Below are 22,213 nucleotides of genomic sequence, written 5' to 3' on the forward strand. Positions count from 1 at the left end.
GAACGCTTGACGCGGTAACCTTGCGCGGGTCATTCCTCACCACCACTCCGCCGGATTTAAGAATTATCTTATAATCGGGCCAATGGCGATAAGACAAAACGGGCTTTTCTATTTGAGGCCCGACGATGCAAAATGAAACGGAAATCTTAACGATGAGTGACGCGCCGTTCTGGAAAACCAAATCGCTGGCGCAAATGAGTAACAGCGAGTGGGAGAGCCTGTGCGATGGCTGTGGCCTTTGCTGTCTCAACAAACTGGAAGACTGGGATACGGGCGAGGTCGTGTTCACCTCCGTCGCCTGCCAGCTTCTGGATGGCACAAGCTGTCGCTGCTCCGACTATGACAACCGGCGCGCCACCGTGCCGGACTGCATCCAGCTTAATCTCAAGTTGGTGGACGAAATTGGCTGGCTGCCACCGACCTGCGCCTATGCGCTGGTACGCGACGGACACGATCTCTACTGGTGGCATCACCTGGTTTCGGGCGATCCTGAAACGGTGCATGTCGCGGGTATCTCTGCGCGTGATCGCACGATCAACGAGAAGGACGTCGATGTAGAAGACTTCGAAGACTATGTGGTGGATTGGCCGTTGACGGTGGGCGAGCGTCCGGAAGCGCAGAAACCACGTTGAGCGTAGGGAGCCGGACGCTGAGGTTCCTTCGTGCCTGCACGCACGCTCCGTCCTATTCCTGCCGCATCCCCTCTGTATTGCGCTAGCTTCTCTTTTCTACCCGTTCCCGGTTATGGTTATGATGCTTTGCCGGACAACCAAGGACCCCGCATGCGCCATAGCCTAGCGCTTCTTCTTCCGATCTGCCTTATTGCAGCGGTTTTCGAGCCGGCGCGTGCTCAAGTCGTGCAGCAGCCATTCGAGTGTACGCTCGTGACATCGGTGGAAACCGGCGCAGTCATCAATCAACAGGGCGCCTGTGACCGGCGGGTTTCTCCCGCATCCACTTTCAAGGTCCCGTTGGCACTGATCGGTTACGATGCAGGTATTTTACAGGATGAGTTCAACCCTGCGTGGGATTGGCAGCAGGGAATGGAGGCAGCCCCTCAGGAGCGCAAGAAGGTCGATCCCACAACATGGCAGAAGGAGGGGATCCGCTGGTACTCGCGCGAGATCACCAGTCGCCTCGGCCAGGAGAAGTTTGCGTCTTACGTCCGGCGGCTTGGCTTCGGCAATGGCGACGTTGCAGGTGAACCGGGCAAGGACAACGGCATGACGGATGCGTGGGTCGGCACATCACTGGAAATCTCGCCGGTAGAGCAAGTGGGTTTCATGCGCCGTCTACTGGCCAATAACCTGCCATTTTCGCGCGATGCACAGAATAAGACAAAGGCTATCGTACCGGTATTCGATGGCGCGGAAGCCTGGAGTGCGCATGGCACGACGGGCACCGGCAATTTGAAGGGGCCGGATGGCAAGCCCGATCCTAACCGGCCCTTCGGCTGGTTCGTCGGCTGGGCGGAGCGGGAGGGCCAGCATATCGTCTTCGTTCGCCTGCGTGTCGGCGACAAGCCCTCCGATCAGCCCATGGGGCAGGTGGTGCGCGCAGAATTTCTCCGCGATATCCAGCGCTACGCGACACACCGGTAGGACGCCTGGCCCAAGGCAGAGCTAACCCGTCGGGGCCTTATCCAATAGCCTCATCACAAAAGACTGTTTTCTCCCTTGACCTTCCCATAATGGGAAGCCCTAGATTGGTGCTGCGCCGGTTGGAAACAACCCCTGTTTTGCCCGCGACGCTTGAGCCAATGCCTCGAAAGGGGAGTGCGATGAACAAGACCGTGAGACAGAACCAGTTGCAGGAGCCTCTGTCCATTCCAGTGGATGGCATGACCTGCGCGTCCTGTGTTCGACGTGTGGAAACCGCAGCAGCGAAGGTTCCGGGTGTCGCTTCGAGCTCCGTCAACTTCGCAACGAAGAAGCTGACGGTGGAGCCCGCAGAAGGTTTTTCTGCCCGGACTTTGGCTGCCGCGGTGAAAAAGATCGGTTATGAAATCGAGCCCGAGCGGCACGAATTCTTTGTCGATGGCGTAGAAGGTAGCGAAGAAGCCCAGCGTCTGAAAGGCGAGCTCGAAGCGTTGGCAACCATCGTCAATGCGGATGTCGATGCCGACGGTAAGGTCGTTGTGCAAACAATGGGCGGCCCGCATCAACGTCATCTGCTGATCGAAACCATACGGGCTGCTGGCTTTACGCTCTCCGCCAACAAAGACGCACACGGCGACCATTCCCATTCGATCGGCTCTGCGCACGATCATAATCACCACTTAGGTGACGAAGCGACATTGAAGCGCGACACGACGATCGCCGCCGTGCTGACTGCGCCGCTCTTCGTGCTCGAAATGGGCGGGCATGTGTATCCCCCGATGCACCACTGGCTGATGGGTGTCATCGACACGCAAAACCTTTATTATTTCTATTTCCTTCTGGCGACAGCGGTTGTCTTCGGACCAGGTCGGCGCTTCCTGAGGAGTGGCTTTCCGGCCCTGGCTCATGGTGCGCCGGAGATGAACTCGCTCGTCGCGCTCGGCGTCAGCGCGGCCTATCTCTATTCTATCGTCACGACATTTGCCCCCGACCTGCTGCCGGAAAATGCCCGGCATGTCTATTACGAAGCGGCTACCGTCATCGTTACGCTCATCCTTGTCGGCCGATTGCTTGAAGCGCGTGCCAGCGGCAAAACCGGTGATGCAATCCGCAAGCTTGCCAGCCTTCAAGCCAAGGCTGCGCGAGTAGAGCGTGGCGGCGAGACGAGTCAGATCGCGGTAGAAGAGGTTCGGGAAGGCGATATTGTTGTTATCCGTCCCGGAGAGCGACTACCGGTGGACGGGGAGGTCATCGAAGGTCATTCCTATGTGGATGAATCGATGATTTCCGGCGAGCCGGTTCCGGTGGAAAAAGTCGCAGGCGCTGGCGTCGTGGGAGGCACGATCAACAAGACCGGCGCGTTCAAATATCGGGCGACGAAGGTCGGTGCCGACATGATGCTGTCCCAGATCATCCGGCTGGTGGAGCACGCTCAGGGGTCGAAGCTACCCATCCAGCTTCTTGTAGACCGGGTAACGGCACTTTTCGTGCCCGCCGTCATTGCCATCGCAGTGCTGACCTTCATTATATGGGCGATCTTTGGTCCAGATCCCGCTTATACCTTCGCTCTGATCAATGCCGTTGCTGTGCTCATCATAGCCTGTCCCTGCGCCATGGGCCTTGCAACACCCACCTCCATCATGGTGGGCACCGGGCGGGCAGCGGAACTCGGCGTGCTATTCCGCAAAGGGGAAGCGCTTCAGCAGTTGCGCAGCGCGGATATCGTGGTGGTCGACAAGACCGGCACTGTCACCAAGGGTCGGCCTGAGTTGACCGACCTGATTGTAGCAAATGGGTTTGACGAAAAAGACGTCCTGCAAATGGTCGCTGCGGTCGAAGCCCATTCCGAACACCCTATTGCCGAAGCAATCACCCGTGCAGCCAAAGAACAGGTTACGATCCCTGCAAGGCTTAAGCCACTGGATGTTCGAAATTTCGAGAGCGTGACCGGCTACGGTATCAGCGCCGTTGTGGACGGCTGCAAGGTGGAGATCGGTGCGGATCGATATATGGAGAGGTTCGGCCTGTCCGTCACACCGTTCACTGAAGCCGCACATAGCCTTGCCAGGCAGGGTAAAACGCCTCTTTATGCTGCAATCGATGGTGTTTTGGCAGCGGTGATCGCTGTCGCCGATCCTTTGAAACCTTCAAGTGCCAATGCCATCAAGACCCTTCACGGCATGGGGGTCGAGGTCGTCATGGTCACCGGCGACAATGAAGCCACGGCGAATGCTGTCGCTGCTGGAGTTGGAATCGGCAAGGTCGTCGCGGGCGTGCTGCCCGAGGGTAAGGTGAAGGCGATCCACGACCTCCGTGCGCAGGGCAAGGTGCTCGCCTTCATAGGTGACGGCATCAACGATGCACCCGCGCTTGCCGAAGCCGATATCGGCATCGCCATCGGCACCGGAACGGATATCGCCATCGAGAGTGCCGATGTGGTGCTGGTCGGCGGCGATCTGATGGGCGTTGTTCACGCGATCGAAATGAGTAACGCTACGATGCGCAACATTCGACAGAACCTATTCTGGGCGTTTGGCTATAACGTCGTTCTCATCCCGCTTGCGGCAGGCGCCCTTTATCCGGCTTTCGGCATTACATTGTCGCCGATGATCGGAGCGGGAGCAATGGCTCTCTCATCCGTCTTCGTTGTCGCTAATGCGCTGCGTCTTAAAGGCGCCCGTGTCTCAAGCGGAAAGGACCGGTCGTGAATATCGGTGAAGCCTCCCAGGCCTCCGGCGTTTCTGCCAAGATGATCCGCTATTACGAGCAGATCGGCCTGATCTCTCCCGCCACGCGCGGAGATAACAACTATCGGCTCTACGGCGAACAGGAGGTGCATAATCTGCGCTTCATCAAACGCGCGAGAACTTTAGGGTTTTCGCTGGAGGAAACTCAGGCACTCCTGAAGCTGTGGCAGGACAAGGAGCGGGAAAGCTCTGCGGTCAAGGACATAGCGTTGGCGCACATCTCCGATCTTGAGCGCAAAATAGACGAGATGAAGAGCATGGTGAAGACGCTGTCTCATCTTGCACACTGCTGCGGAGGCGACCACCGCCCCGACTGCCCGATATTGGACGATCTGGCAGGAGCCAGTTTATCAGTGCAAACCACAGAAAGGACAAATCATGACTAGGGCCACGTTCAACGTTGCGGACATGACATGCGCGCATTGCGAGAAGACCATTCGGGGCGCCTTATCGGAGGCTATGCCGGGGGTCGGCGTCAGTGTCGACCTGGCGTCTCACACTGTGATCGTTGAGGAAGACGGTGAGAAAGCTATGGCGGCGATGGAGGAAGTTGGGTACAGCCCGAAGCGCATTGGTTGATCGGCTCCGGGCGGTTTTATTCTAGCCCTGTAGGCAGGTTAAACCTCGTCGAAAGCGCCGCCTTCGCGAGACGGGTTGCGATCGATGACCCGCTCCTCCATGTCGTCTGGCAGCGCCTCATCACTCTCCTGATAGGGATCGTCTTCGGTTTCGAGCTCGGCATCCTGAATGTCGTGCTCAAGCTTCTGCGGGATTTCTCCCTTGGCCGGAAGCTCCTCGACATCGATGCCTGTTACGGCCTGATCCAATGCATCTTCACTTTCCAGAAGCGGGGCTCGCGGGTCCATGGTATTCCTCCGTTTTAAAGCGTGTCTTTTTACGACTGGACGGTAGCAATCAGAATTGCCGCCATATAGATGACGAAAGCCATGATGCCGATACCGACGACCGCCAGGACGATACCTTTGCCCGCCCGGCGCTTCTCGCCTTTGTTCTCATTAGGCTGAGTTGGGAAGTGAACGGGGTCGGTTTCCTGAATCCGCGTCATCATAAGTCTCCTTTTGATAGGCTCGTTCAGGAAAGACGTGAGCTCGACAAAGGTTCCTGAATTTACTGTTTCAGGCTCCAGATAGTGGCGTGCGACACCACGCCTTCGCTCGTTTTCAGATGTGCCGCTCGCACCGGTTTGAAGCTCGCGATACGTTTGGTGCCGACGTAACGCCCTTTGTCGGCGAACACCTCGATGGAGCCATAGTCGATGAAGATGCGCAGCCTGTAGGGTCGAGCGCCCTCAGCAAGATATCGGGGCTTCGTCCCATCTCGACCGTCTTCATGGCGAATCCAAAGGCCTCTTTCGTCGCTGACCACTCCAAGACGCACATCCGGATGATCGAGTTCCAACTCGAACGGCAGGCCGGGCTTGTTCAGTTCGAACAGCAACTCGACGGCGCCCGTCGACAGGTCGACACGCTCGCCCGCTGCCAGCCTTGTCCGGTCGAGAATGCGGTGTCGCAGGCTTTCCGCAGCGCCGATCGGGGGTGTGAGAAGCGCACCGTTGGAAAAATGCATCCGCCTTGGCAAGGTCATGGCGGTGGGAAAGTCGATCTCCGGTGTGGCATCCGCCCAGTTCGCCAGCCAACCGATGCCGACGATGCTGTCACCATCGAGAAAGGCCTGGAAGGCATAATTGTCAGTGCCGAAGTCCAGTTCCTGGCCGAACTCCTTGGTAAAGGTCTTGCCGTCGAACCAGCCAACATCGGCCATAGTGAGGTTCTTGCGCCCCGTCGCGGGGTCTTCCGAATGCATCAGTCCATAGGTCAGTACCCAGCGGGTCGAGCGGGCATTGGCGGGTCCATCCAGCGGAAGAAGACAGGGGCACTCGATAGCGGTGGTCTTGTAGCGCGTTTCCACCCACAGCTTGCCCACATAAGTCCAGCCGGAGGCGGCTGTCGGATCCTGTGTTTCGTAAAGGAGAATGACGCCGCCGCTATCGCTCTGGCTTCCGAGCAGCATCTTCCATTTGCCGTCCGGACCACGCAGCACGTAGGGATCGCGAAAGTCCGGCGTCAATCCCTGTCCGTCGGGACGGTTGCCCAAAATGACCTGCGCCTGACCCGCCGTGATCAGATCGGAGGAGGTTGCTGTCAGCTGAATCTGTTGTTCAGGAATGCGATCTTGAACCTGTTCGGTAAAGAAGACGCGGATGCCCGTTCCTTCAACCAGAGGGATTGTCGAGCCCGAGAAAGCGCCACCGCGCTTGTCTGGCCTGGTGGTCAGGTCCTCCGATGGGAACAGAAAGATCGGCAGGTGCCGCCACCGCAGATAATCGGAAGAGATCGCGTGACCCCAATGCATGGTGTTCCAGCGCAGCCCGTGGGAGTAGTGCTGGTAGAAAAGATGCGGATGCCCTTCAAAGCGGCCAAAGCCGTTCGGATCGTTCATCCAGCCGAAGGGCGGGCGGAAGTGGTAACTGTCGGGCAAATCCGGTGGCGCATTGTCAGGCTTGGTATGGACGACGGTGATGCCCGTTTCCAGCACATCGGACGCGATGAACCAGTAGATCACCGAAACAGCTGTCGTCATCGTGTCGTAGCTGATATCGACCCGCCCGCCTCCGAAGACGTGGTAAATGCGAAAGCTGTACTCTTCCAAATTGGAGGACGAAACTTCGCCGAACTTGCCATTGGCGTTGGAAAACGAAACCGCGCCCGGATCTTCCGGTTTCTTCGCCTTGAGCCAGACATGAAAAATGGCATTGACGGGAAGATCGGTGTGAATGGTGCGGATTGCGCTTTCGCTTTCGGCAGGAGCAGCGATGTCATTCATTCCAATATCCTTCCTGTACCAAATCAGCCTCAATCATAGGAATGAAAATGGCAGGGTAAAGTTCACTGGCCGAAACGGGGCGACGGGGCATCAGCAGGGGGCGGGCACTCTGATTTCTCGGTGTCAGCCGCCAAAATTTCTCTTGGTGTGGACCAAGAAACAGCTCAATTTGACGGGCATTTTCCCGAAGACGCCGACACCAGGTGCTTACAAAAGGTCTTGAACCGCGTCGACCACGACACTGGCAAAAGCGGCACCCAGACACAATATAAGGGCAAAGGGAGCAAGCCTGTGATCCAATTCGACAATTCCTATGCCCGTCTGCCTGAACGTTTCAGTGCTGCGGTTCTTCCGACGCCGGTCAAGGCGCCGCGGCTTATCGCGTTCAATCGCGCCTTGGCGGAAGAACTCGGGATCGATTTGGATGGTGTGGACGATGAGCGTCTGGCTGCAATCTTCTCCGGTAATGCGGTGCCTCAGGGCGCCGAGCCGTTGGCCATGGCCTATGCCGGACACCAGTTCGGCAATTTCGTGCCCCAGTTGGGCGACGGCCGTGCCGTTCTTCTGGGTGAGGTCTTGGACCGAAAGGGCGGGCGGCGTGATATCCAGTTGAAAGGTTCCGGCCCAACGCGCTTCTCTCGCAGAGGCGATGGACGTGCGGCTCTTGGACCTGTCCTGCGTGAGTATATCGTGTCAGAGGCTATGTTTGCGCTCGGCATTCCCGCTACGCGGGCGCTTGCTGCTGTGACGACCGGCGAGCGTGTCCAGCGTGAGATCGGGCTTCCCGGTGGCGTATTTACCCGGGTGGCGGCAAGCCATGTGCGCGTCGGGACCTTCCAGTTCTTTGCAGCGCGGGAAGACGCCGAAGGGTTGAAAACACTGGCGGACCACGTCATCGATCGGCATTATCCAGAAGCACGCCAGGCTGAAAGGCCTTATCTTGCCATGTTGCAGGCGATCGCCGAACGGCAGTGCGATCTCGTCTGCCGGTGGCTCATGGTAGGCTTCATCCATGGCGTGATGAACACGGACAATATGGCCGTGTCCGGCGAGACGATCGATTTCGGCCCCTGTGCCTTCATGGATGAGTATCATCCCAACAAGGTGTTTTCCTCGATAGATGCCCAGGGGCGCTATGCCTACAACAACCAGCCAGGCATAGCCCAATGGAATATCGCACGGCTTGCCGAGTGCCTCCTACCGCTTCTGGATGAAGATCAGGACAAGGCCGTCGATCTTGCAAACAGCGTGCTTGCCGATTTTGCCAAGGCTTTTCCAAAGCGCTGGCTTGCCGGTATTCGCGCCAAGCTCGGTCTAGCGAGCGAGGCAGAGGGCGATGAGCAACTGGTTCAGGATCTGTTGGCACTAATGCAGCGTTCCGAGGTGGACTACACCTTGACCTTCCGCAGCCTTTGCAGTGCAGCGCAAGGTAAAGCGGAGGCCTGCCGTGGCATGTTTATCGACATTGCCGCCGCTGATGAATGGCTGAAACGCTGGCAAGCGCGTTCTGCTCAGGAGGGGCGTTCTGGCGATGAGCAGGCTAAAGCCATGCGTGCTGTCAACCCTGCCGTCATTCCGCGCAATCATCGCATCGAGGAAGTCATCGCAGCGGCCGTAGAGGATGACGATTTTGAGCCGTTCCATGAAATGGTGAAGGCGATCGCGCGCCCTTTCGAGGAGCGACCCGACTACGCCGTCTACATGCAGGCCCCGATGAACCACGAGCGGGTCTTCCGTACATTCTGCGGAACCTAAGCAGACATCCAAAGCGACAGTTGCTGATCGGCAACGATATCTCAGTGATTTCAAATCGTTATTGTCGTTTTATCGTTTGCCCCCTAATCCTGTCCAAAGAGGGATTTCAGGGGTGACTTCACATGAGCAGCAGGTTTCACGGACTTTCGGCATTTCCGCTGACGCCAGCAGATGAAAATGGCAGAGTAGATGTCGAGGCGCTATCTCGTCTCATCGAGCGACTGGATGCGGCGGGTGTTGATTCCATAGGCCTCCTGGGGAGCACCGGCAGTTACGCCTATCTTAGTCGTGAGGAACGATTGCGTGCGGTTCAGGCCGCTGTCGAGTGCCTGAGTGGCAGGCGCACGCTGATGGTAGGCGCAGGCGCACTGCGTACCGATCAGTCTCTCGCCCTGGCGCAAGATGCGGAGAAGGCCGGCGCAAACGCGCTTCTGTTAGCGCCTGTCTCATACACGCCGTTGACGCAGGAGGAAGCCTATCATCACTTCGCAGCGGTCGCCGGTTCAACCGCGCTGCCGCTCTGCGCCTATAACAACCCATCCACCACACACTTTACTTTCGGCGAAGAACTGTTGGTGAAGCTCGCTTATATTCCAACCATTCTTTCTGTGAAGATGCCGCTTCCAGCCGATCTGCATATCAAGGCGGAACTGGAACGACTGCGTTTTCGACTGAGAGACGATTTCGCCATCGGCTACAGCGGCGACTGGGGCTGCGCCGATGCCGTGCTGCAGGGCGCGGATAGCTGGTATAGCGTCATCGGCGGGCTGTTGCCTGCGCCGACGCAACGGCTTTACACTGCGGCGAAGGCGGGGGATAAAGCGGAAGTCCAACGATTGCAGGCGTTTTTCGATCCGCTGTGGACGCTCTACAAGTCCTTCGGTAGCTATCGCGTCACTTACGCGGCTGCAAACCTGCTGTCGCTGACCCATCATCAGCCGCCACTGCCCATCATGCCGCTTGGCGTCAGCGATACCCAGCGTGTAGAGGAAGCGCTGGCAAAGCTCGCCGAACTCGACGCGCTGCCAGCCGCAACGCCATAATTCTGGCGTTTTACAAGCGGCATTGCCGTTGAGATTTCGATGGAAAGTATGTGAGATGATAAAGCCCATTGCTCTTGCCGCTATGTTCGCGACGGTCGCCATTCCTGCTTTCGCGGGGACCGGGCTTCTGGAGCCGAGCCTTAAGATGCACGGCGAGAAGCTTCAGACCAAAGGTGCTCCCATTCGAGTGGCAATCACTCTCGATGCCTGCATGGGCAAAACGGATTTTCGCATTCTCAATACGTTGGTTCAGGAAAAAATCCCTGCGACCATTTTCGTCACAGCCCGTTGGCTGAAACACAATAGCGATGCGCTGGCGATTTTGTTGGCGCATCCCGATCTGTTCGAAATCGAAAACCACGGCGAAAACCACATTCCCGCAGTCGATAAGCCAGTGTCGATCTATGGCATTGCCGCAGCCGGTTCCGAGCAAGCCGTGGTTCAGGAGGTCGAGGGCGGCAGGCAGGCCATCGTCGCTTCGACCGGCAGGCAGCCGCAATGGTTTCGTGGGGCCACGGCAAAATACACCACCACCTCCATGACGACGATTAATAGGATGGGTGAACGCGTCGCCGGCTATTCTATCAACGGCGATGGCGGCTCCTTGCTCGGCGCGACGGCCACCTCAAAGCACATTGCTTCCGCCAAGGATGGTGACGTGGTGATCTCCCACATCAACCAGCCGACGCATGAGGCCGGCGAGGGTGTGGTTAAAGGCCTGATGGCACTGAAGGCGCGCGGAGTGACATTCGTCAGGCTGGACGATCCAGCCTTCAATATGCCCTCCAATTGATCGGATCAGTCTGGCCAGCGCACTACGCCGGAAGGTTTGGTACGACCCGACGCGACGGAAAGAGTTCGCGGGCGATGGTCATGCCGATCAGGGATAGAGGAAGTGCCAGCATTGCGCCTGCTGCTCCCCACATCCATGTCCAGAAAATGATCGCCACGAAAACCAGGAATGGATTGATTTCCATATTCTTGCCGACCACTGCCGGAAACACCAGATTTTCCATCAGAAGATGGATGGTGAAGAAAACGATGGACGGAAGCAGCCCCAGAAAAAGGCTGTCATGGGTGATGATGCCTGCGACGGCGAGTGACAGCGTCATCGCCGTGATGCCAAGAAAGGGCACGAAGCTAGACAGGAAGGCAAAGAGCCCCCAAAGGAACGGCATGGGAAGGCCGCCCAGAAAGGCGATCAGCGCCATAGACACCCCAAGAGCGGCATAAAGCAGGGACGCGGTGGTAAAATAGGAACTCAGTACCGTTTCGATCGAGGCGATCGTGCGGATGGTTCGCAATCGCTGATGGCGCTGCGGAAAGGCCATGATGACGGCTTTACGCAGTCGCAGCCGGCTGTAGAGGAAGAGCAGAAGCGCTGCGAAAAAGATCAAGCCCTGAATGATGGCAGGGGTGAGGTTAGCCCCCACGACCGAAATGATTTCGCCACTGCGTGACATCAACGATTCCATCGACATATTGCCCAGGCTGAACGTCGATGCAGTGATGTTGATAAAACGCCAGCCCTGTAGATAGGGGAGAAATCGGTTGAGTGTTCGCTCGAGAAGTTCAGGCCCTTCGCTTGCTAGCGACGAAAGAGGGCCGACAAGTGAGTTGATGACGAGAAAAAGAACGAGTGCCACTGCGGAAGACAACAGGAGTGCGACTGCGAACCCCGGGATGCCATAGGAGCCGAGCTTCTCTGCCGCAACGCCAAGTATCATGCCGACGACGATCGCCATGACGATGGGAATGAGGACCAGCGAAAGCATGTGGATCACGCCCATCAGCACGATGACGAAGAGGCCGACGACGGACCAGGCGACCGCGACATCGAGCGCTTCACGTCCAAGCGGCTGCTGGCTGCGCGCGTCGTCCTGAGCAGTCGCGAGCGCGCTCTTGAGGGCGGGATCGCGATTCTGCTCGACCGTTGGCGGCTCCGTTTTCTTTTTCTTACGGCTAAAAACGTGACTGTTCATGTTCCCGACCCCTCGTGATGAGCTATAACTCATCGTGAAGAGCGCAGTTCCAGTGTCGCTAAAATATGCCAGAGCGGATCTGAGACCCTCCCTTGTTCGGTCAGGCCGAGAGCTTCAAACCGATACCCCACGGGTCCTTCACGGCAATCCCTTCGTCCTGGCGTTCGGATGGGATTTCCAGGCGATCCAATGCGGAGAGGGCCTTATCCAGCGTAGCTTGCTCGTTGAATTTCAGGGAATAACCTGAAAGGCCGGTCATGTTGCTCTTACGCGCTTCAGCACCTCTACTGTTCCATATATTGGCGGCGACGTGATGATGATAGGCGCCGTAGCCGAAGAAACTTGCGCCCGGATAACGCGCCATGATCTTCAATCCCAGAACGTCCTGGTAGAAAGCATCCGCCTGCGGCAGTGCGCCGACCTGAAGGTGAATATGGCCGATGGCCGTTCCCTCCATTGCCTGTGTGAACTGAGTTTTGGGCGCGCTTTCGTAAAGCGCCTGGAGGTCCAGCCTGTTCGTCGCCATCTGCACCGTGCCCGCTTCCTGATAGTTCCACTCGTCTGGATGGCGATCGCGATAGACCTCGATGCCGTTTCCTTCCGGATCGGAAAGATAGATCGCCTCGCTGACGAGATGATCCGACGCGCCCTCGAGCGGGACGCCGTTTTGCGCTACATGGGCAAGCCACTGGGCAAGATCGTTTCGGCTCGGGAGCAAAAAGGCGGTGTGAAACAGTCCCGCTGCGGTGGCCGGAGCTTTTTCAGCGTTTCTCGAGGTTGTGAGAGTAAGGAGCGGCAGACCATTGACGCCTAGAACGGCGCCGCTTGCGCTCTGCTCAATCACCGAAAGGCCGATAATCTTTTGATAGAACCCTGACACCTGCGCAAGGTCCTTCACAACCAAATGCGCCTGGCCCACATAGCCTGGACGCGTGAAGGCAAATTGCTTCTCTGTGTTCATTGGCAAATCTCCATGTCGTCTGCTCATATTGCGAGCCCGTTGCCGTCAATATGCGGCGAAGAGATCGTTCGCGAAAGCTCATCGATTGGCGATAAACTGTCTAATAATCGTTGACGGTAAGTCTTGCCGACTTGACGTCCGTTATGGCTGGCTGCGGTGTAAGGGGCTATCATTCCGGTGAGGAAGCAGCGCATTTGCTTCCAAACGAAGGGAGCAACCTATGTATGCGAAAATCCTGGTGCCGGTCGATCTCAGCAACGCCGACAAGGCAGAGCGCATGGTCAGGAAAGCCGAAGCGCTTCTCGACCAAGGCGGCCAGATCGTGCTGATGAACGTGGTGGAAGACCTTCCGAATTATCTAGCCATCGACGTGCCCATGGACATCATCGAAAATGCCATACGAGATGCCAAGAGCCAGCTTGCCGTGTTGAAGGAAAAATCGGCTCGAATCTCTTCCACTGAAATTCGAAGCGGCGCGCCCGCTCGCGAAATATTGGCTGTTGCGGAAGAGGCGGGCGCGGATCTCATCATCATCGCCTCGCACACGCCAGATTTCACCAACTACTTCATCGGCGCTACGGCAGACCGTGTCGTGCGTCATGCCAAGTGCTCGGTGTTGGTAGACCGTTAGATATGTCTCCTCTTTTGCAACGGCCGTGAACGGAAAGTGAAGTTCAAGGCGATCGCTCGTCTTGTTCCTGTCTCATATTGCCGCCATGATAACATGACGACTGATGGGAAGATGAAATGAGCGAGATTTGGCCGTTTGGCCGCCGGTACGATCTGCATGAAATTGTGGCCGATGGCATCGTGCATGGCATCGGCATCGCCTTCGCGCTTGTAGGCGCAACCGCGCTCATCTTTTATGTAACGCTCTGGGGCAGTCTTAGCGCAATTGCGGCAGCCTGGATCTACGCGCTTGGCCTCGTTCTCTGCCTCTCCATTTCATTCACCTACAATATCTGGCCACATTCGAGAGCGAAATGGCTGCTGCGCCGGCTCGATCACTCTGCCATCTTCATTTTGATTGCAGCCACTTACACACCCTTTCTTCAGCGCGGAATCGAAGATCCTTTGATTGCTCTGACGCTGGCGGGCATTTGGGTGGCGGCGCTGGGCGGCATCTTTCTTAAATGCTTCTATCCAGGTAGATACGACCGGCTTGCTATCCTGCTTTATCTTGGCATGGGCTGGAGTGGGGTCATGGTTGCGCAGCCTTTGTCCAATCATCTCGCACCTATCACCATGTGGCTGATCGTGATTGGCGGCGTGATCTACTCCATGGGCGTGATCTTTCACGTCTGGGAGCGCCTGCGGTTCCAGAATGCCATCTGGCATGGCTTCGTAGTTACTGCGGCAGCCGTACATTACTCGGCCGTGATGACGAGCTTCAGCATCACGCCCGGCGTCGGCTCTTGATCTCGTTTTAATGCCTCAACGTCCCTGAAACTGCTTCACAGGCTCCGCAGCCGTGCCTATGGTCGCGGCACAGATTCATCGTGAATGGATATCGGAAATGAGCATTGAACTACGCGACGCCGCAGTCGAAGATCTTAGCGGCATCATGGACATCTATAATGACGCCGTGGAGAACACGACTGCTATCTGGAACGAGGTCCTCGTCGATCTCGAGAACCGCAAGGAGTGGTTCAAGCTGCGCAAGGAGCGCGGCTTTCCGGTGATTGTCGCGATCAAGGATGGCGTGGTCGCAGGCTATGCCTCATTCGGTGACTGGCGTGCCTTCGACGGCTATCGGCACACGCGCGAGCATTCGGTTTATGTGCATAGGGAAGCCCGCGGTCATGGGATTGGCAAGCTGCTGATGCTGTCGCTCATCGAACACGCCAAGGCAGCTGGCGTCCACGTGCTCATCGGCGCTATCGAATCCGAAAATGTCGCATCCATCCGGCTGCATGAAAAGCTCGGCTTTCGGATCGCAGGACAATATTCGGAAGTCGGCAAGAAATTCGGACGCTGGCTGGACTTGACCACAATGGAGCTCAGGGTTCCTTCTTGAGCTTTTCAGAGCCGAACCGACCGCGATAGGCGGCAGGGGTCGTGGAAAAATGCTGGCGGAAGTGGTGACGAAGATTGGCGGATGATCCCAGCCCGCATGTTTCGGCCACAGCGTCGATCGTCAATGCCGAGCTTTCCAGCAAGTCTTTCGCCTTTGACAGTCGCTGCGACAGAAGCCATTTGGCGGGCGTCGTTCCGGTCGCCGCTTCGAAGCGGCGTAGCAGCGTGCGCGCGCTCATGCCAGCCATTCTAGCCAGGTCTGCAACTGTGTAGGCTCTCGACAGATCGGCATGCATCATATCCAACAGAGGCCCAAGCCGTGCCTTCTCATGCGGCTCCGGCACGGACTTGTCGATGAACTGCGCCTGTCCTCCATCGCGGTGTGGTGCAACCACGAGACGGCGCGCCACCATATTAGCCGCCCTGGTTCCAAAATCCCGGCGTATCAGGTGCAGGCAAAGATCGATGCCAGCAGCACTTCCGGCAGAGGTCAGGACATTGCCCTCATCGACATACAGCACATCCGGCAGCACCGTGATCGCAGGATAGCGGTCCTGCAACGCTTGTGTATAGCGCCAATGTGTCGTCGCACGCCTGCCGTCGAGAACCCCGCTGGCCGCCAGAACGAAGACGCCCGAACAGATGGAAAGAAGCCGGGCGCCATTTTCATGCGCCTTTCGCAAGGCGAGGCGAAGCGCGTCCGGCACGTCGGCGTCAAGTCCACGCCAACCAGGCACGATGATCGTTCCGGCCTGTTCTATGAGTTCGATGCCTCCGTCGGCAACGAAGCGCACACCGCCTGTTGCGCGCATCTCCCCATCATCCACCGCCGCCACCGCAAAGCGGTACCAATCGTCACCCATTTCTGGACGCGCCAGACCGAAGACCTCCACCGTAACACCGAATTCAAACGTGCAAAGTCCATCATAGGCAATGGCTACGACGAGCCGATTGGGAGGCTTCGCAATTTCTGCAGGGTTTGTCATGATCTTTACGCTATATGGCAATCCTGCCACCTGCCAAGTCAGCAAGTGACGTTTTAAGTTCGGGACACTCGACAAAAAGGAGATGAACCATGAGCTATGTCACTGACATTTCTGCTGCCCCGGCAGACGTTGTTATCGACCACTTTTCTATGCGACTGTCAGTGGAAACCGATTGCTGGGACGTATGGGCTTCAATGGAGAAAGGCCAGCAGGACTTCGTGCTTCTTCATGTCGTGGGGTCGGCCGAGGTCTTCGCTAGGCGCCACATCCCCGGAGCGATCCATCTTCGCCATGCGGATATGACTGAAGAGCGGATGCAGGAATGGCCCAAGGACACCTTGTTTGTCGTCTACTGCGCTGGTCCACATTGCAATGGAGCGGACCGGGCAGCGCTCAATCTTGCTCGGTTGGGACGCAAGGTGAAGATCATGATCGGCGGCATGACTGGTTGGGCGGATGAGGGGTTTGCTTTTGCGGCCAGCTGAAGCGCAGGGCAGCGAAAACGCTGCCCTGTCGACACGCGTTGCGTCACGACGCCAGTGCGGTTTCAACCGTCTCTTCCACAGCTCCGATGGCGGTCAACAATTCGGCATCCTCGCCGATGCCGGCATTGGGCGTGGTGAGCAGTGTATCGCCATAGAAGATGGAGTTCGCGCCTGCCATAAGGCAGAGGATTTGCGCTTCCCGCGTCAGGCGTGAGCGACCGGCTGACAAGCGCACAGTGGATTGCGGCATGACGAGGCGCGTGGTTGCCACCATACGCACCAGTTCCAGCGGATCGATTCGAGGACGTTTCGCAAGGGGTGTGCCTTCGACGGGGACGAGTGCGTTGATCGGTACGCTTTCTGGGTGAGGCGCGAAGCCCGCCAGCACCTGCAGCATCGCCGCCCGGTCATTGACGCCTTCTCCCATGCCGATGATTCCGCCGCAACAAAGCTCGATGCCGGCGGCGCGCACGGTAGACAATGTTTCCAACCGGTCCTGATATGTGCGCGTGGTGATGATGCGGGAGTAAAAGTCCGGGCTGGTGTCTAGATTATGGTTATAGGCGGTTAGACCAGCCTTCGCCAATCGCTCGGCCTGATGCGGCTTCAGCATGCCGAGCGTGACGCAGGCCTCCATGCCGAGTTCGCGCACGCCCTCCACCATCTCGATGACAGCGTCGAATTCCTTACCGTCGCGGACCTGTCGCCAAGCGGCTCCCATGCAGAAGCGCTCTGCGCCAGCCGCCTTCGCCGTGGTCGCCATGTCCAGAACCTTTCGAGGGTCCATCAGCAGGTCGCGTGTCAGATCGACCTCGCGGTGATGGGCCGATTGCGGACAATAAGCGCAATTTTCCGGGCAGCCGCCCGTCTTGATCGAGAGAAGGCTGGCCTTCTGCACATAGTTTGGATCGTGATAGTGCCGATGGACAGCATTGGCGCGCCCCACCAGTTCGAGAAGTGGGAGCCGGTAGAGCGCAGCGATGTCCTCAACGCTCCAGTCATGCCGTATCTTGCCGTCGGCTGGCAGCGTTTCAGTCATTGGCAGCATTCTCCACCGTCTTCACTTTGGGCAGAAGAAGCGACGCGGCAGTAACAATTCCGATTTTGACGAGATCGCCCAGAATGAATGGCGCAACGCCGATAGAGAAGATTTTTTCTGCGGGCAGGAAGGCGAGCAGCCATGCCATGCCAAAGACGTAGATCACGACCAGGCCCGCCATCATGGCAACGGTTCTCCGCAGCAGGGTTCCACTCCGCGACAGCCAGCCTGTAAGCCAGGATGCAACAAGGAAACCGGCTAGGTAACCACCCGTCGGTCCCATCATATAGGCAATTCCGATGCCGCGCTCGGGAGAGCCGGAGAAGACTGGAAGGCCCACAGCGCCCGCCGACAGATAAGCGACGAAGATCGTAACGGCCATTCGTGGTCCAAGGATGATCGCAAAACCCATCACTGCCATGGTGTGTAGCGTCATCGGTACCGGCCAGAACGGTACCTGCGTTTTTGCGGCAAGCGTCATCAGGACGACACCAGCGACAACGGCAACCGTCCGGAACGGCAAGCTACGGTTTTTGGCGCTGAAAAAGGCAGTCTCAACTTTATGCATCAAGCTCTCTAAATTATAGATAATTTATCGATGATGATAAGGGTAATCAGACTCTACGGAGAGTCAAGAGGCTAAATCGGAGGTAAAAATGCAAAATTATCTATAATTTTTTCAAAATCGAGAGATTGTTTTTCCATTCTCATGGATCGCATCACATGGCCGGGCTCGTTCAGAGCAGGCAGAGAAGGTTAAAAAGAGAGGCGGAGGATGTTATGCCGAGGTGACGCGAGGGGGCCAGGTGCTTACCTCAAGCCAGGCCCTCTAAAGAGCCGACCGCCGTCCAGCGGCCGCGCTTTTCCGTCAGACCAGAGGTCTTGGGCGCCCTCTTGTGCATCAAGGGTGGACTACCAATGGCAACTTTTCGTTTGTTGCCTTTGTTACGAGTTGTCGCAGACGCGCCAACCCGTTTTTCGCGCTGTCAATCTTGCGGCTCGAACACCATGGAGTGACCGTTGATGCAGTAACGCAGGCCTGTCGGTGGCGGGCCATCGGGAAAGACGTGACCAAGATGTCCGCCGCAATTGGCGCAGCGAATTTCAGTGCGCACCATCCCGTGGCTGATGTCGCGATGCTCTGTCACGGCATCGGGCTTCACGGGTTCGAAATAACTGGGCCAGCCGCATCCGGCATCGAACTTCGTATCGGAAACGAAGAGCGGCTCGTCGCAGGCGGCGCAGCGATAGAGACCTTTTTCGGTGCTGTTCCAATATGGCCCGGTAAAGGCGCGCTCTGTGCCGTGTTCGCGCAAGATTCGGTATTGCTCGGGCGTGAGTTGTTCACGCCATTGCTCATCGGTTTTGGTAATTTTGGGAGATTTGAGATCGCTCATCAGAGGCCCCTTTCTGTTGGCCTAGATATAGTAACGATGCGCGTTCATTGAAAGAGGGTCAAATCGGCGTGTCTTCCCTGCTTTTTGCCGCCCAAAGGGTTGAGAGATATTAACCTTTCTCGTAATTCAGGCATCAGCATTGAGAGCCGCGGTCGGCTCTGAGAGGAGGCCGGATGGCATTCGATGTCACGTCGCTGACATTCATCGCGCTTTTTTCACCATTTCTGGCAGCGCTGCTTGCTCCGGTCCTGGTGGCCAGACTGGGATCCAAGGCGGCTTGGATACTGGCCCTCGTTCCAGTTCTCGTCTTCGCGCATTTCCTCCGGTTTCTGCCGGAAGTCGCTGCTGGCGAGGTGGTAACCGGCGGCTATGTCTGGGTACCGAGCTTCAATCTCAGCTTCTCCTGGTTCCTCGATGGACTCTCGCTTACCTTCGCACTGCTGATCGCCGGTATTGGAACGCTGATCGTGCTTTATGCCGGTGGCTATATGGCAGGCCATCCGCAGCAGGGCCGCTTTCTGGCCTTTCTCTTTCTCTTCATGGGCGCCATGCTCGGCGTCGTGATATCCGACAGCCTGATGATGCTGTTCGTCTATTGGGAACTGACCTCGATCACCTCGTTCCTGCTTATCGGCTTCGATCATCATCGCGAAGCCTCCCGTCGTGCCGCGCTCCAGGCGCTTCTAGTGACGGGCGGAGGCGGTCTTGCCTTGCTGGCGGGGCTTCTCTTCATCTGGAACATCAGCGGCACGACACAGCTCTCGCTGCTTGTGCATGGCGGCGATGTGCTGCGCCAAAGCCCGTTCTATTTCGCGGCGCTGGTGCTGGTGCTCGGCGGTGCATTCACAAAATCCGCGCAGTTTCCCTTCCACTTCTGGCTGCCCAACGCCATGGAAGCGCCGACGCCTGTCTCCGCCTATCTGCATTCGGCGACCATGGTAAAGGCAGGCATCTACCTGTTGATGCGCCTTAACCCGGTCCTGGGCGATACTGCTGCGTGGCAAATTCTGCTGCCATTTTTCGGCGGCTTGACGATGCTGATCGGCGCATTGATGGCTATTCGCCAGACCGACCTCAAGCTTATGCTCGCCTACACGACCGTGTCGTCGCTTGGCCTCCTGGTCATGCTGATCGGCTTCGGGTCGGAGCATGCTCTCGAAGCGGCTGTGCTCTATCTGATCGCTCATTCCCTCTTCAAGGGCTCCCTCTTCATGGTGGCCGGGATCATCGACCATGAGACCGGAACCCGCGACGTGCGCCAGCTCGCGGGCTTGAGAAAGGCGATGCCGATCACCTTTGCCGCAGCTTTCGCCGCCGCACTCTCCATGGCGGGGCTGCCACCCTTTTTCGGTTTCCTGGCGAAAGAGGAGATTTATTATGCGTTGGCCCACGCAAACCCGCGCGCAATTCTCTTTACCGGTGTCGCAATCATCGGCAACGCATTGATGCTGGCCATCGCTCTTGCGGTGGGGCTCAAGCCTTTCGTCGGCGTGCCACTGAAGACGCCGAAAGCAGCACATCAAGGACCCGTGCTTTTGTGGCTCGGACCCACGGTGCTGGCATTCTTCGGTCTGGTCTCTGCCGTATTTTCAGACACATTTCACGCGGCTGTCTCCACACCCATGGCAAGTGCAGTTGCCGGCGATCCTCGGGCCGTCGAAATGTCGCTGATACCGCATATCGGTATACCGCTAGCGCTTTCGCTGTTCACCATCGGCCTTGGCGTCATGATATTCACGATGCTCGCCAAGGCGCGTGATCTGATGACCCGCACGCTGGATGCCGTCGGTCCCGGACCCGACAAGGGGTTCGATGCCTTCGTCTCCGGTCTCGTGCGCGTCTCCGCCAGTCTCACGCGAGTTCTTCAGCCGGGCAGGCTCGAATTTTACGTTACCGCGACATGCGCGATGATCGCAGCTGCTCTTCTGATCCCGCTTTTTATATACGACGAGTTGCCGGCCATGCCGATCTGGCCAGCCAAGGCTCAAATTCAGGAGCTGACCTTCGTGGTGATCGCCGTCATCGGCCTGGTCGCCGTGCTGATGGCGTCCAGCCGACTGACCGCCATTGTCGCGCTTGGAATTCAGGGTTTCGCGGTCGCGGTGCTCTTTTTGCTATTCGGTGCGCCGGACCTGTCCTTCACGCAGTTCATGGTCGAGACACTCTCGGTGGTGATCCTCACTCTGGTCATGACACGCCTGCGTCTATTGCCATCGGATCACCGCGGGTTTGGTCAGAAGCTAATGGATGGAACGATTGCGGTTGCCTGCGGCATCGGATTTGCCTTGATGCTGCTGAAATCGACCGAACAGCCCTTCGACAATAGCCTGACCGCGTTCTTCAATGCTTATTCCAAGGTTATCGCCCATGGAAACAACGTGGTGAATGTCATCATCGTCGATTTCCGCGGGACCGATACATTGGGAGAAATTGCCGTGGTGATGATCACGGCGCTGGCCATTCTGTCGCTTATCCGCATCCGCACAGGCTCGAAACTACGTCCTGCGGATAACAATCCGGATGACGATTATGATCGTGTAGGGAAGGGCAGGGCATGAATACGCTGATCTTCAGGACGGCTACGCCCGTCATAACCAGTGTCATGACACTGTTTTCGATCTTCGTGCTGCTGCGCGGTCACAATGAACCTGGCGGTGGCTTCATTGGCGGTCTGATTGCCGTTTCAGCGCTCGCCATTTATGGTATCGCCTATGGCGTACACGCGGTCCGGCGTGCCATAATTTTCCACCCCTTGTCGATTGCCGGCTTCGGTCTTTTGCTGGCGACGCTGTCCGGTATGATCTCGATCTTCGTCGACGTACCCTTCATGACGGGCTTGTGGATTTACCCCAGCCTCTTCGGTGTGGAAATGCCGTTGGCCACCGTCATCTCCTTTGACATAGGCGTCTACCTGGTCGTTGTCGGTGGCTTCACCTCCATCGCGCTCGCGCTGGAAGAAAGGGATCGTGACTGATGGAAGCGATATTCTCCATCCTCGTCGGCGTATTCTTCTCGACAGCGATCTATCTCATGCTGTCTCGCCGCAGCGTTCGGCTTCTGCTTGGCATCGCGATCCTTGGCAACGCCGTCAATTTGTTGCTCTTCACCGCCGGCCGCCTGCATCGCCAAGTCCCACCTATCATTCCAGCAGGTATGGACGCGCTGCCGCCGGACACGGCAAATCCCCTGCCGCAGGCTCTTATTTTGACGGCGATCGTCATTTCATTCTGCTTTTTCTGCTTTCTGCTGGTACTCGTCTGGCGCGCGTTTCAGGAGTTGAAGACCGACGATACGGACGAAATGCGTGCAGCTGAGCCGCAAGGCGAGCCGCTCCCGCCGGTGGGGTATTAATGATCACGC

24 protein-coding genes are annotated in these 22,213 nt (G+C 57.5%); 15 read left to right on the forward strand and 9 right to left on the reverse strand.

Going from position 1 to position 22,213, the window contains the following annotated elements:
• Positions 1 to 152: 152 nt before the first annotated feature.
• From QZ862_RS15310 to QZ862_RS15330, 5 genes are all read left to right on the forward strand, one after another.
• Entirely contained in the window at positions 153 to 632 is a 480-nt protein-coding gene (locus QZ862_RS15310) for a YcgN family cysteine cluster protein (protein WP_296100825.1), read from the forward strand.
• A 150-nt stretch (positions 633 to 782) separates the two neighbouring features.
• Positions 783 to 1,601, forward strand: a complete 819-nt coding sequence (gene blaOXA, locus QZ862_RS15315; RefSeq protein ID WP_296082410.1) for a class D beta-lactamase — start codon at positions 783 to 785, stop codon at positions 1,599 to 1,601.
• Between the two features lie 179 nt (positions 1,602 to 1,780).
• On the forward strand, positions 1,781 to 4,306 hold the full coding sequence (locus tag QZ862_RS15320) for a heavy metal translocating P-type ATPase (RefSeq protein ID WP_296100826.1): 2,526 nt from the start codon (positions 1,781 to 1,783) through the stop codon (positions 4,304 to 4,306).
• The gene (gene cueR, locus QZ862_RS15325; protein ID WP_296082417.1) at positions 4,303 to 4,731 is read left to right on the forward strand and encodes a Cu(I)-responsive transcriptional regulator; all 429 of its coding nucleotides are present in this window, start codon (positions 4,303 to 4,305) and stop codon (positions 4,729 to 4,731) included. The genes QZ862_RS15320 and cueR overlap by 4 nt, the downstream gene beginning before the upstream one ends.
• A complete protein-coding gene (locus tag QZ862_RS15330) occupies positions 4,724 to 4,924 on the forward strand; it encodes a heavy-metal-associated domain-containing protein (RefSeq protein WP_296082418.1) in 201 nt (66 codons plus the stop codon). The genes cueR and QZ862_RS15330 overlap by 8 nt, the downstream gene beginning before the upstream one ends.
• Positions 4,925 to 4,962: 38 nt before the next feature.
• Here QZ862_RS15330 and QZ862_RS15335 read toward each other — a convergent pair whose 3' ends face one another.
• From QZ862_RS15335 to QZ862_RS15345, 3 genes are all read right to left on the reverse strand, one after another.
• Complete coding sequence (locus QZ862_RS15335) at positions 4,963 to 5,211, reverse strand: hypothetical protein (RefSeq protein ID WP_296100827.1); 249 nt, start codon at positions 5,209 to 5,211, stop codon at positions 4,963 to 4,965.
• Between the two features lie 29 nt (positions 5,212 to 5,240).
• Positions 5,241 to 5,411: a hypothetical protein gene (locus tag QZ862_RS15340; RefSeq protein WP_296015574.1), complete on the reverse strand. Its 171-nt coding sequence runs from the start codon at positions 5,409 to 5,411 to the stop codon at positions 5,241 to 5,243.
• A gap of 62 nt (positions 5,412 to 5,473) precedes the next feature.
• On the reverse strand, positions 5,474 to 7,189 hold the full coding sequence (locus QZ862_RS15345; RefSeq protein WP_296077678.1) for a GH32 C-terminal domain-containing protein: 1,716 nt from the start codon (positions 7,187 to 7,189) through the stop codon (positions 5,474 to 5,476).
• Between the two features lie 294 nt (positions 7,190 to 7,483).
• Here QZ862_RS15345 and QZ862_RS15350 point away from each other — a divergent pair, with 294 nt between their 5' ends.
• The 3 genes from QZ862_RS15350 (at position 7,484) to QZ862_RS15360 (ending at position 10,780) form a co-directional block, all read left to right on the forward strand.
• Positions 7,484 to 8,944: a protein adenylyltransferase SelO gene (locus tag QZ862_RS15350; protein ID WP_296101024.1), complete on the forward strand. Its 1,461-nt coding sequence runs from the start codon at positions 7,484 to 7,486 to the stop codon at positions 8,942 to 8,944.
• Between the two features lie 122 nt (positions 8,945 to 9,066).
• The gene (locus QZ862_RS15355; protein WP_296100828.1) at positions 9,067 to 9,987 is read left to right on the forward strand and encodes a dihydrodipicolinate synthase family protein; all 921 of its coding nucleotides are present in this window, start codon (positions 9,067 to 9,069) and stop codon (positions 9,985 to 9,987) included.
• A gap of 55 nt (positions 9,988 to 10,042) precedes the next feature.
• Positions 10,043 to 10,780: a polysaccharide deacetylase family protein gene (locus QZ862_RS15360; protein WP_296100829.1), complete on the forward strand. Its 738-nt coding sequence runs from the start codon at positions 10,043 to 10,045 to the stop codon at positions 10,778 to 10,780.
• Positions 10,781 to 10,802: 22 nt separating this feature from the next.
• Here QZ862_RS15360 and QZ862_RS15365 read toward each other — a convergent pair whose 3' ends face one another.
• Both QZ862_RS15365 and QZ862_RS15370 read right to left on the reverse strand, forming a co-directional pair.
• The gene (locus QZ862_RS15365) at positions 10,803 to 11,969 is read right to left on the reverse strand and encodes an AI-2E family transporter (protein ID WP_296037017.1); all 1,167 of its coding nucleotides are present in this window, start codon (positions 11,967 to 11,969) and stop codon (positions 10,803 to 10,805) included.
• A 100-nt stretch (positions 11,970 to 12,069) separates the two neighbouring features.
• Complete coding sequence (locus tag QZ862_RS15370) at positions 12,070 to 12,957, reverse strand: VOC family protein (RefSeq protein ID WP_296100830.1); 888 nt, start codon at positions 12,955 to 12,957, stop codon at positions 12,070 to 12,072.
• Between the two features lie 193 nt (positions 12,958 to 13,150).
• On the opposite strand from QZ862_RS15370, the gene QZ862_RS15375 reads away from it, so the two are divergent.
• The 3 genes from QZ862_RS15375 to QZ862_RS15385 all read left to right on the forward strand — a co-directional run bounded on the left by QZ862_RS15375 (position 13,151) and on the right by QZ862_RS15385 (position 14,947).
• Positions 13,151 to 13,561 carry a universal stress protein gene (locus tag QZ862_RS15375; RefSeq protein ID WP_296077667.1) on the forward strand — a complete coding sequence of 137 codons (411 nt, stop codon included), beginning with the start codon at positions 13,151 to 13,153 and terminating at the stop codon, positions 13,559 to 13,561.
• A 116-nt stretch (positions 13,562 to 13,677) separates the two neighbouring features.
• Positions 13,678 to 14,349 carry a hemolysin III family protein gene (locus QZ862_RS15380; RefSeq protein ID WP_296077665.1) on the forward strand — a complete coding sequence of 224 codons (672 nt, stop codon included), beginning with the start codon at positions 13,678 to 13,680 and terminating at the stop codon, positions 14,347 to 14,349.
• 97 nt (positions 14,350 to 14,446) lie between these two features.
• Positions 14,447 to 14,947 carry a GNAT family N-acetyltransferase gene (locus QZ862_RS15385; protein WP_296037012.1) on the forward strand — a complete coding sequence of 167 codons (501 nt, stop codon included), beginning with the start codon at positions 14,447 to 14,449 and terminating at the stop codon, positions 14,945 to 14,947.
• On the opposite strand, the gene ftrA is transcribed toward QZ862_RS15385, so the two are convergent.
• Positions 14,931 to 15,953 carry a transcriptional regulator FtrA gene (gene ftrA / locus QZ862_RS15390; RefSeq protein ID WP_296100831.1) on the reverse strand — a complete coding sequence of 341 codons (1,023 nt, stop codon included), beginning with the start codon at positions 15,951 to 15,953 and terminating at the stop codon, positions 14,931 to 14,933. The two genes, QZ862_RS15385 and ftrA, sit on opposite strands and share 17 nt — an antisense overlap.
• A gap of 68 nt (positions 15,954 to 16,021) precedes the next feature.
• Here ftrA and QZ862_RS15395 point away from each other — a divergent pair, with 68 nt between their 5' ends.
• A complete protein-coding gene (locus QZ862_RS15395) occupies positions 16,022 to 16,417 on the forward strand; it encodes a rhodanese-like domain-containing protein (protein ID WP_296015557.1) in 396 nt (131 codons plus the stop codon).
• Positions 16,418 to 16,460: 43 nt separating this feature from the next.
• On the opposite strand, the gene bioB is transcribed toward QZ862_RS15395, so the two are convergent.
• The 3 genes from bioB to msrB form a co-directional block, all read right to left on the reverse strand.
• The gene (bioB, locus tag QZ862_RS15400; protein WP_296100833.1) at positions 16,461 to 17,456 is read right to left on the reverse strand and encodes a biotin synthase BioB; all 996 of its coding nucleotides are present in this window, start codon (positions 17,454 to 17,456) and stop codon (positions 16,461 to 16,463) included.
• Positions 17,449 to 18,024 (reverse strand): biotin transporter BioY, encoded by a 576-nt coding sequence (locus QZ862_RS15405; RefSeq protein WP_296100834.1) that lies wholly within the window; start codon positions 18,022 to 18,024, stop codon positions 17,449 to 17,451. The genes bioB and QZ862_RS15405 overlap by 8 nt, the downstream gene beginning before the upstream one ends.
• A 418-nt stretch (positions 18,025 to 18,442) precedes the next feature.
• Positions 18,443 to 18,853 (reverse strand): peptide-methionine (R)-S-oxide reductase MsrB, encoded by a 411-nt coding sequence (gene msrB / locus QZ862_RS15410; RefSeq protein ID WP_296015553.1) that lies wholly within the window; start codon positions 18,851 to 18,853, stop codon positions 18,443 to 18,445.
• 173 nt (positions 18,854 to 19,026) lie between these two features.
• On the opposite strand from msrB, the gene QZ862_RS15415 reads away from it, so the two are divergent.
• From QZ862_RS15415 to QZ862_RS15425, 3 genes are read left to right on the forward strand one after another with little or no spacing between them, the layout of a single operon-like run.
• A complete protein-coding gene (locus QZ862_RS15415; RefSeq protein ID WP_296100836.1) occupies positions 19,027 to 21,411 on the forward strand; it encodes a putative monovalent cation/H+ antiporter subunit A in 2,385 nt (794 codons plus the stop codon).
• Positions 21,408 to 21,827, forward strand: a complete 420-nt coding sequence (locus tag QZ862_RS15420) for a Na(+)/H(+) antiporter subunit B (protein ID WP_296100837.1) — start codon at positions 21,408 to 21,410, stop codon at positions 21,825 to 21,827. The genes QZ862_RS15415 and QZ862_RS15420 overlap by 4 nt, the downstream gene beginning before the upstream one ends.
• Positions 21,827 to 22,204, forward strand: a complete 378-nt coding sequence (locus QZ862_RS15425) for a Na+/H+ antiporter subunit C (RefSeq protein WP_296100838.1) — start codon at positions 21,827 to 21,829, stop codon at positions 22,202 to 22,204. The genes QZ862_RS15420 and QZ862_RS15425 overlap by 1 nt, the downstream gene beginning before the upstream one ends.
• The last annotated feature ends 9 nt before the right edge of the window (positions 22,205 to 22,213 follow it).

It is taken from the genome of uncultured Agrobacterium sp., from assembly GCA_913777615.1.
Classification (GTDB): domain Bacteria; phylum Pseudomonadota; class Alphaproteobacteria; order Rhizobiales; family Rhizobiaceae; genus Agrobacterium.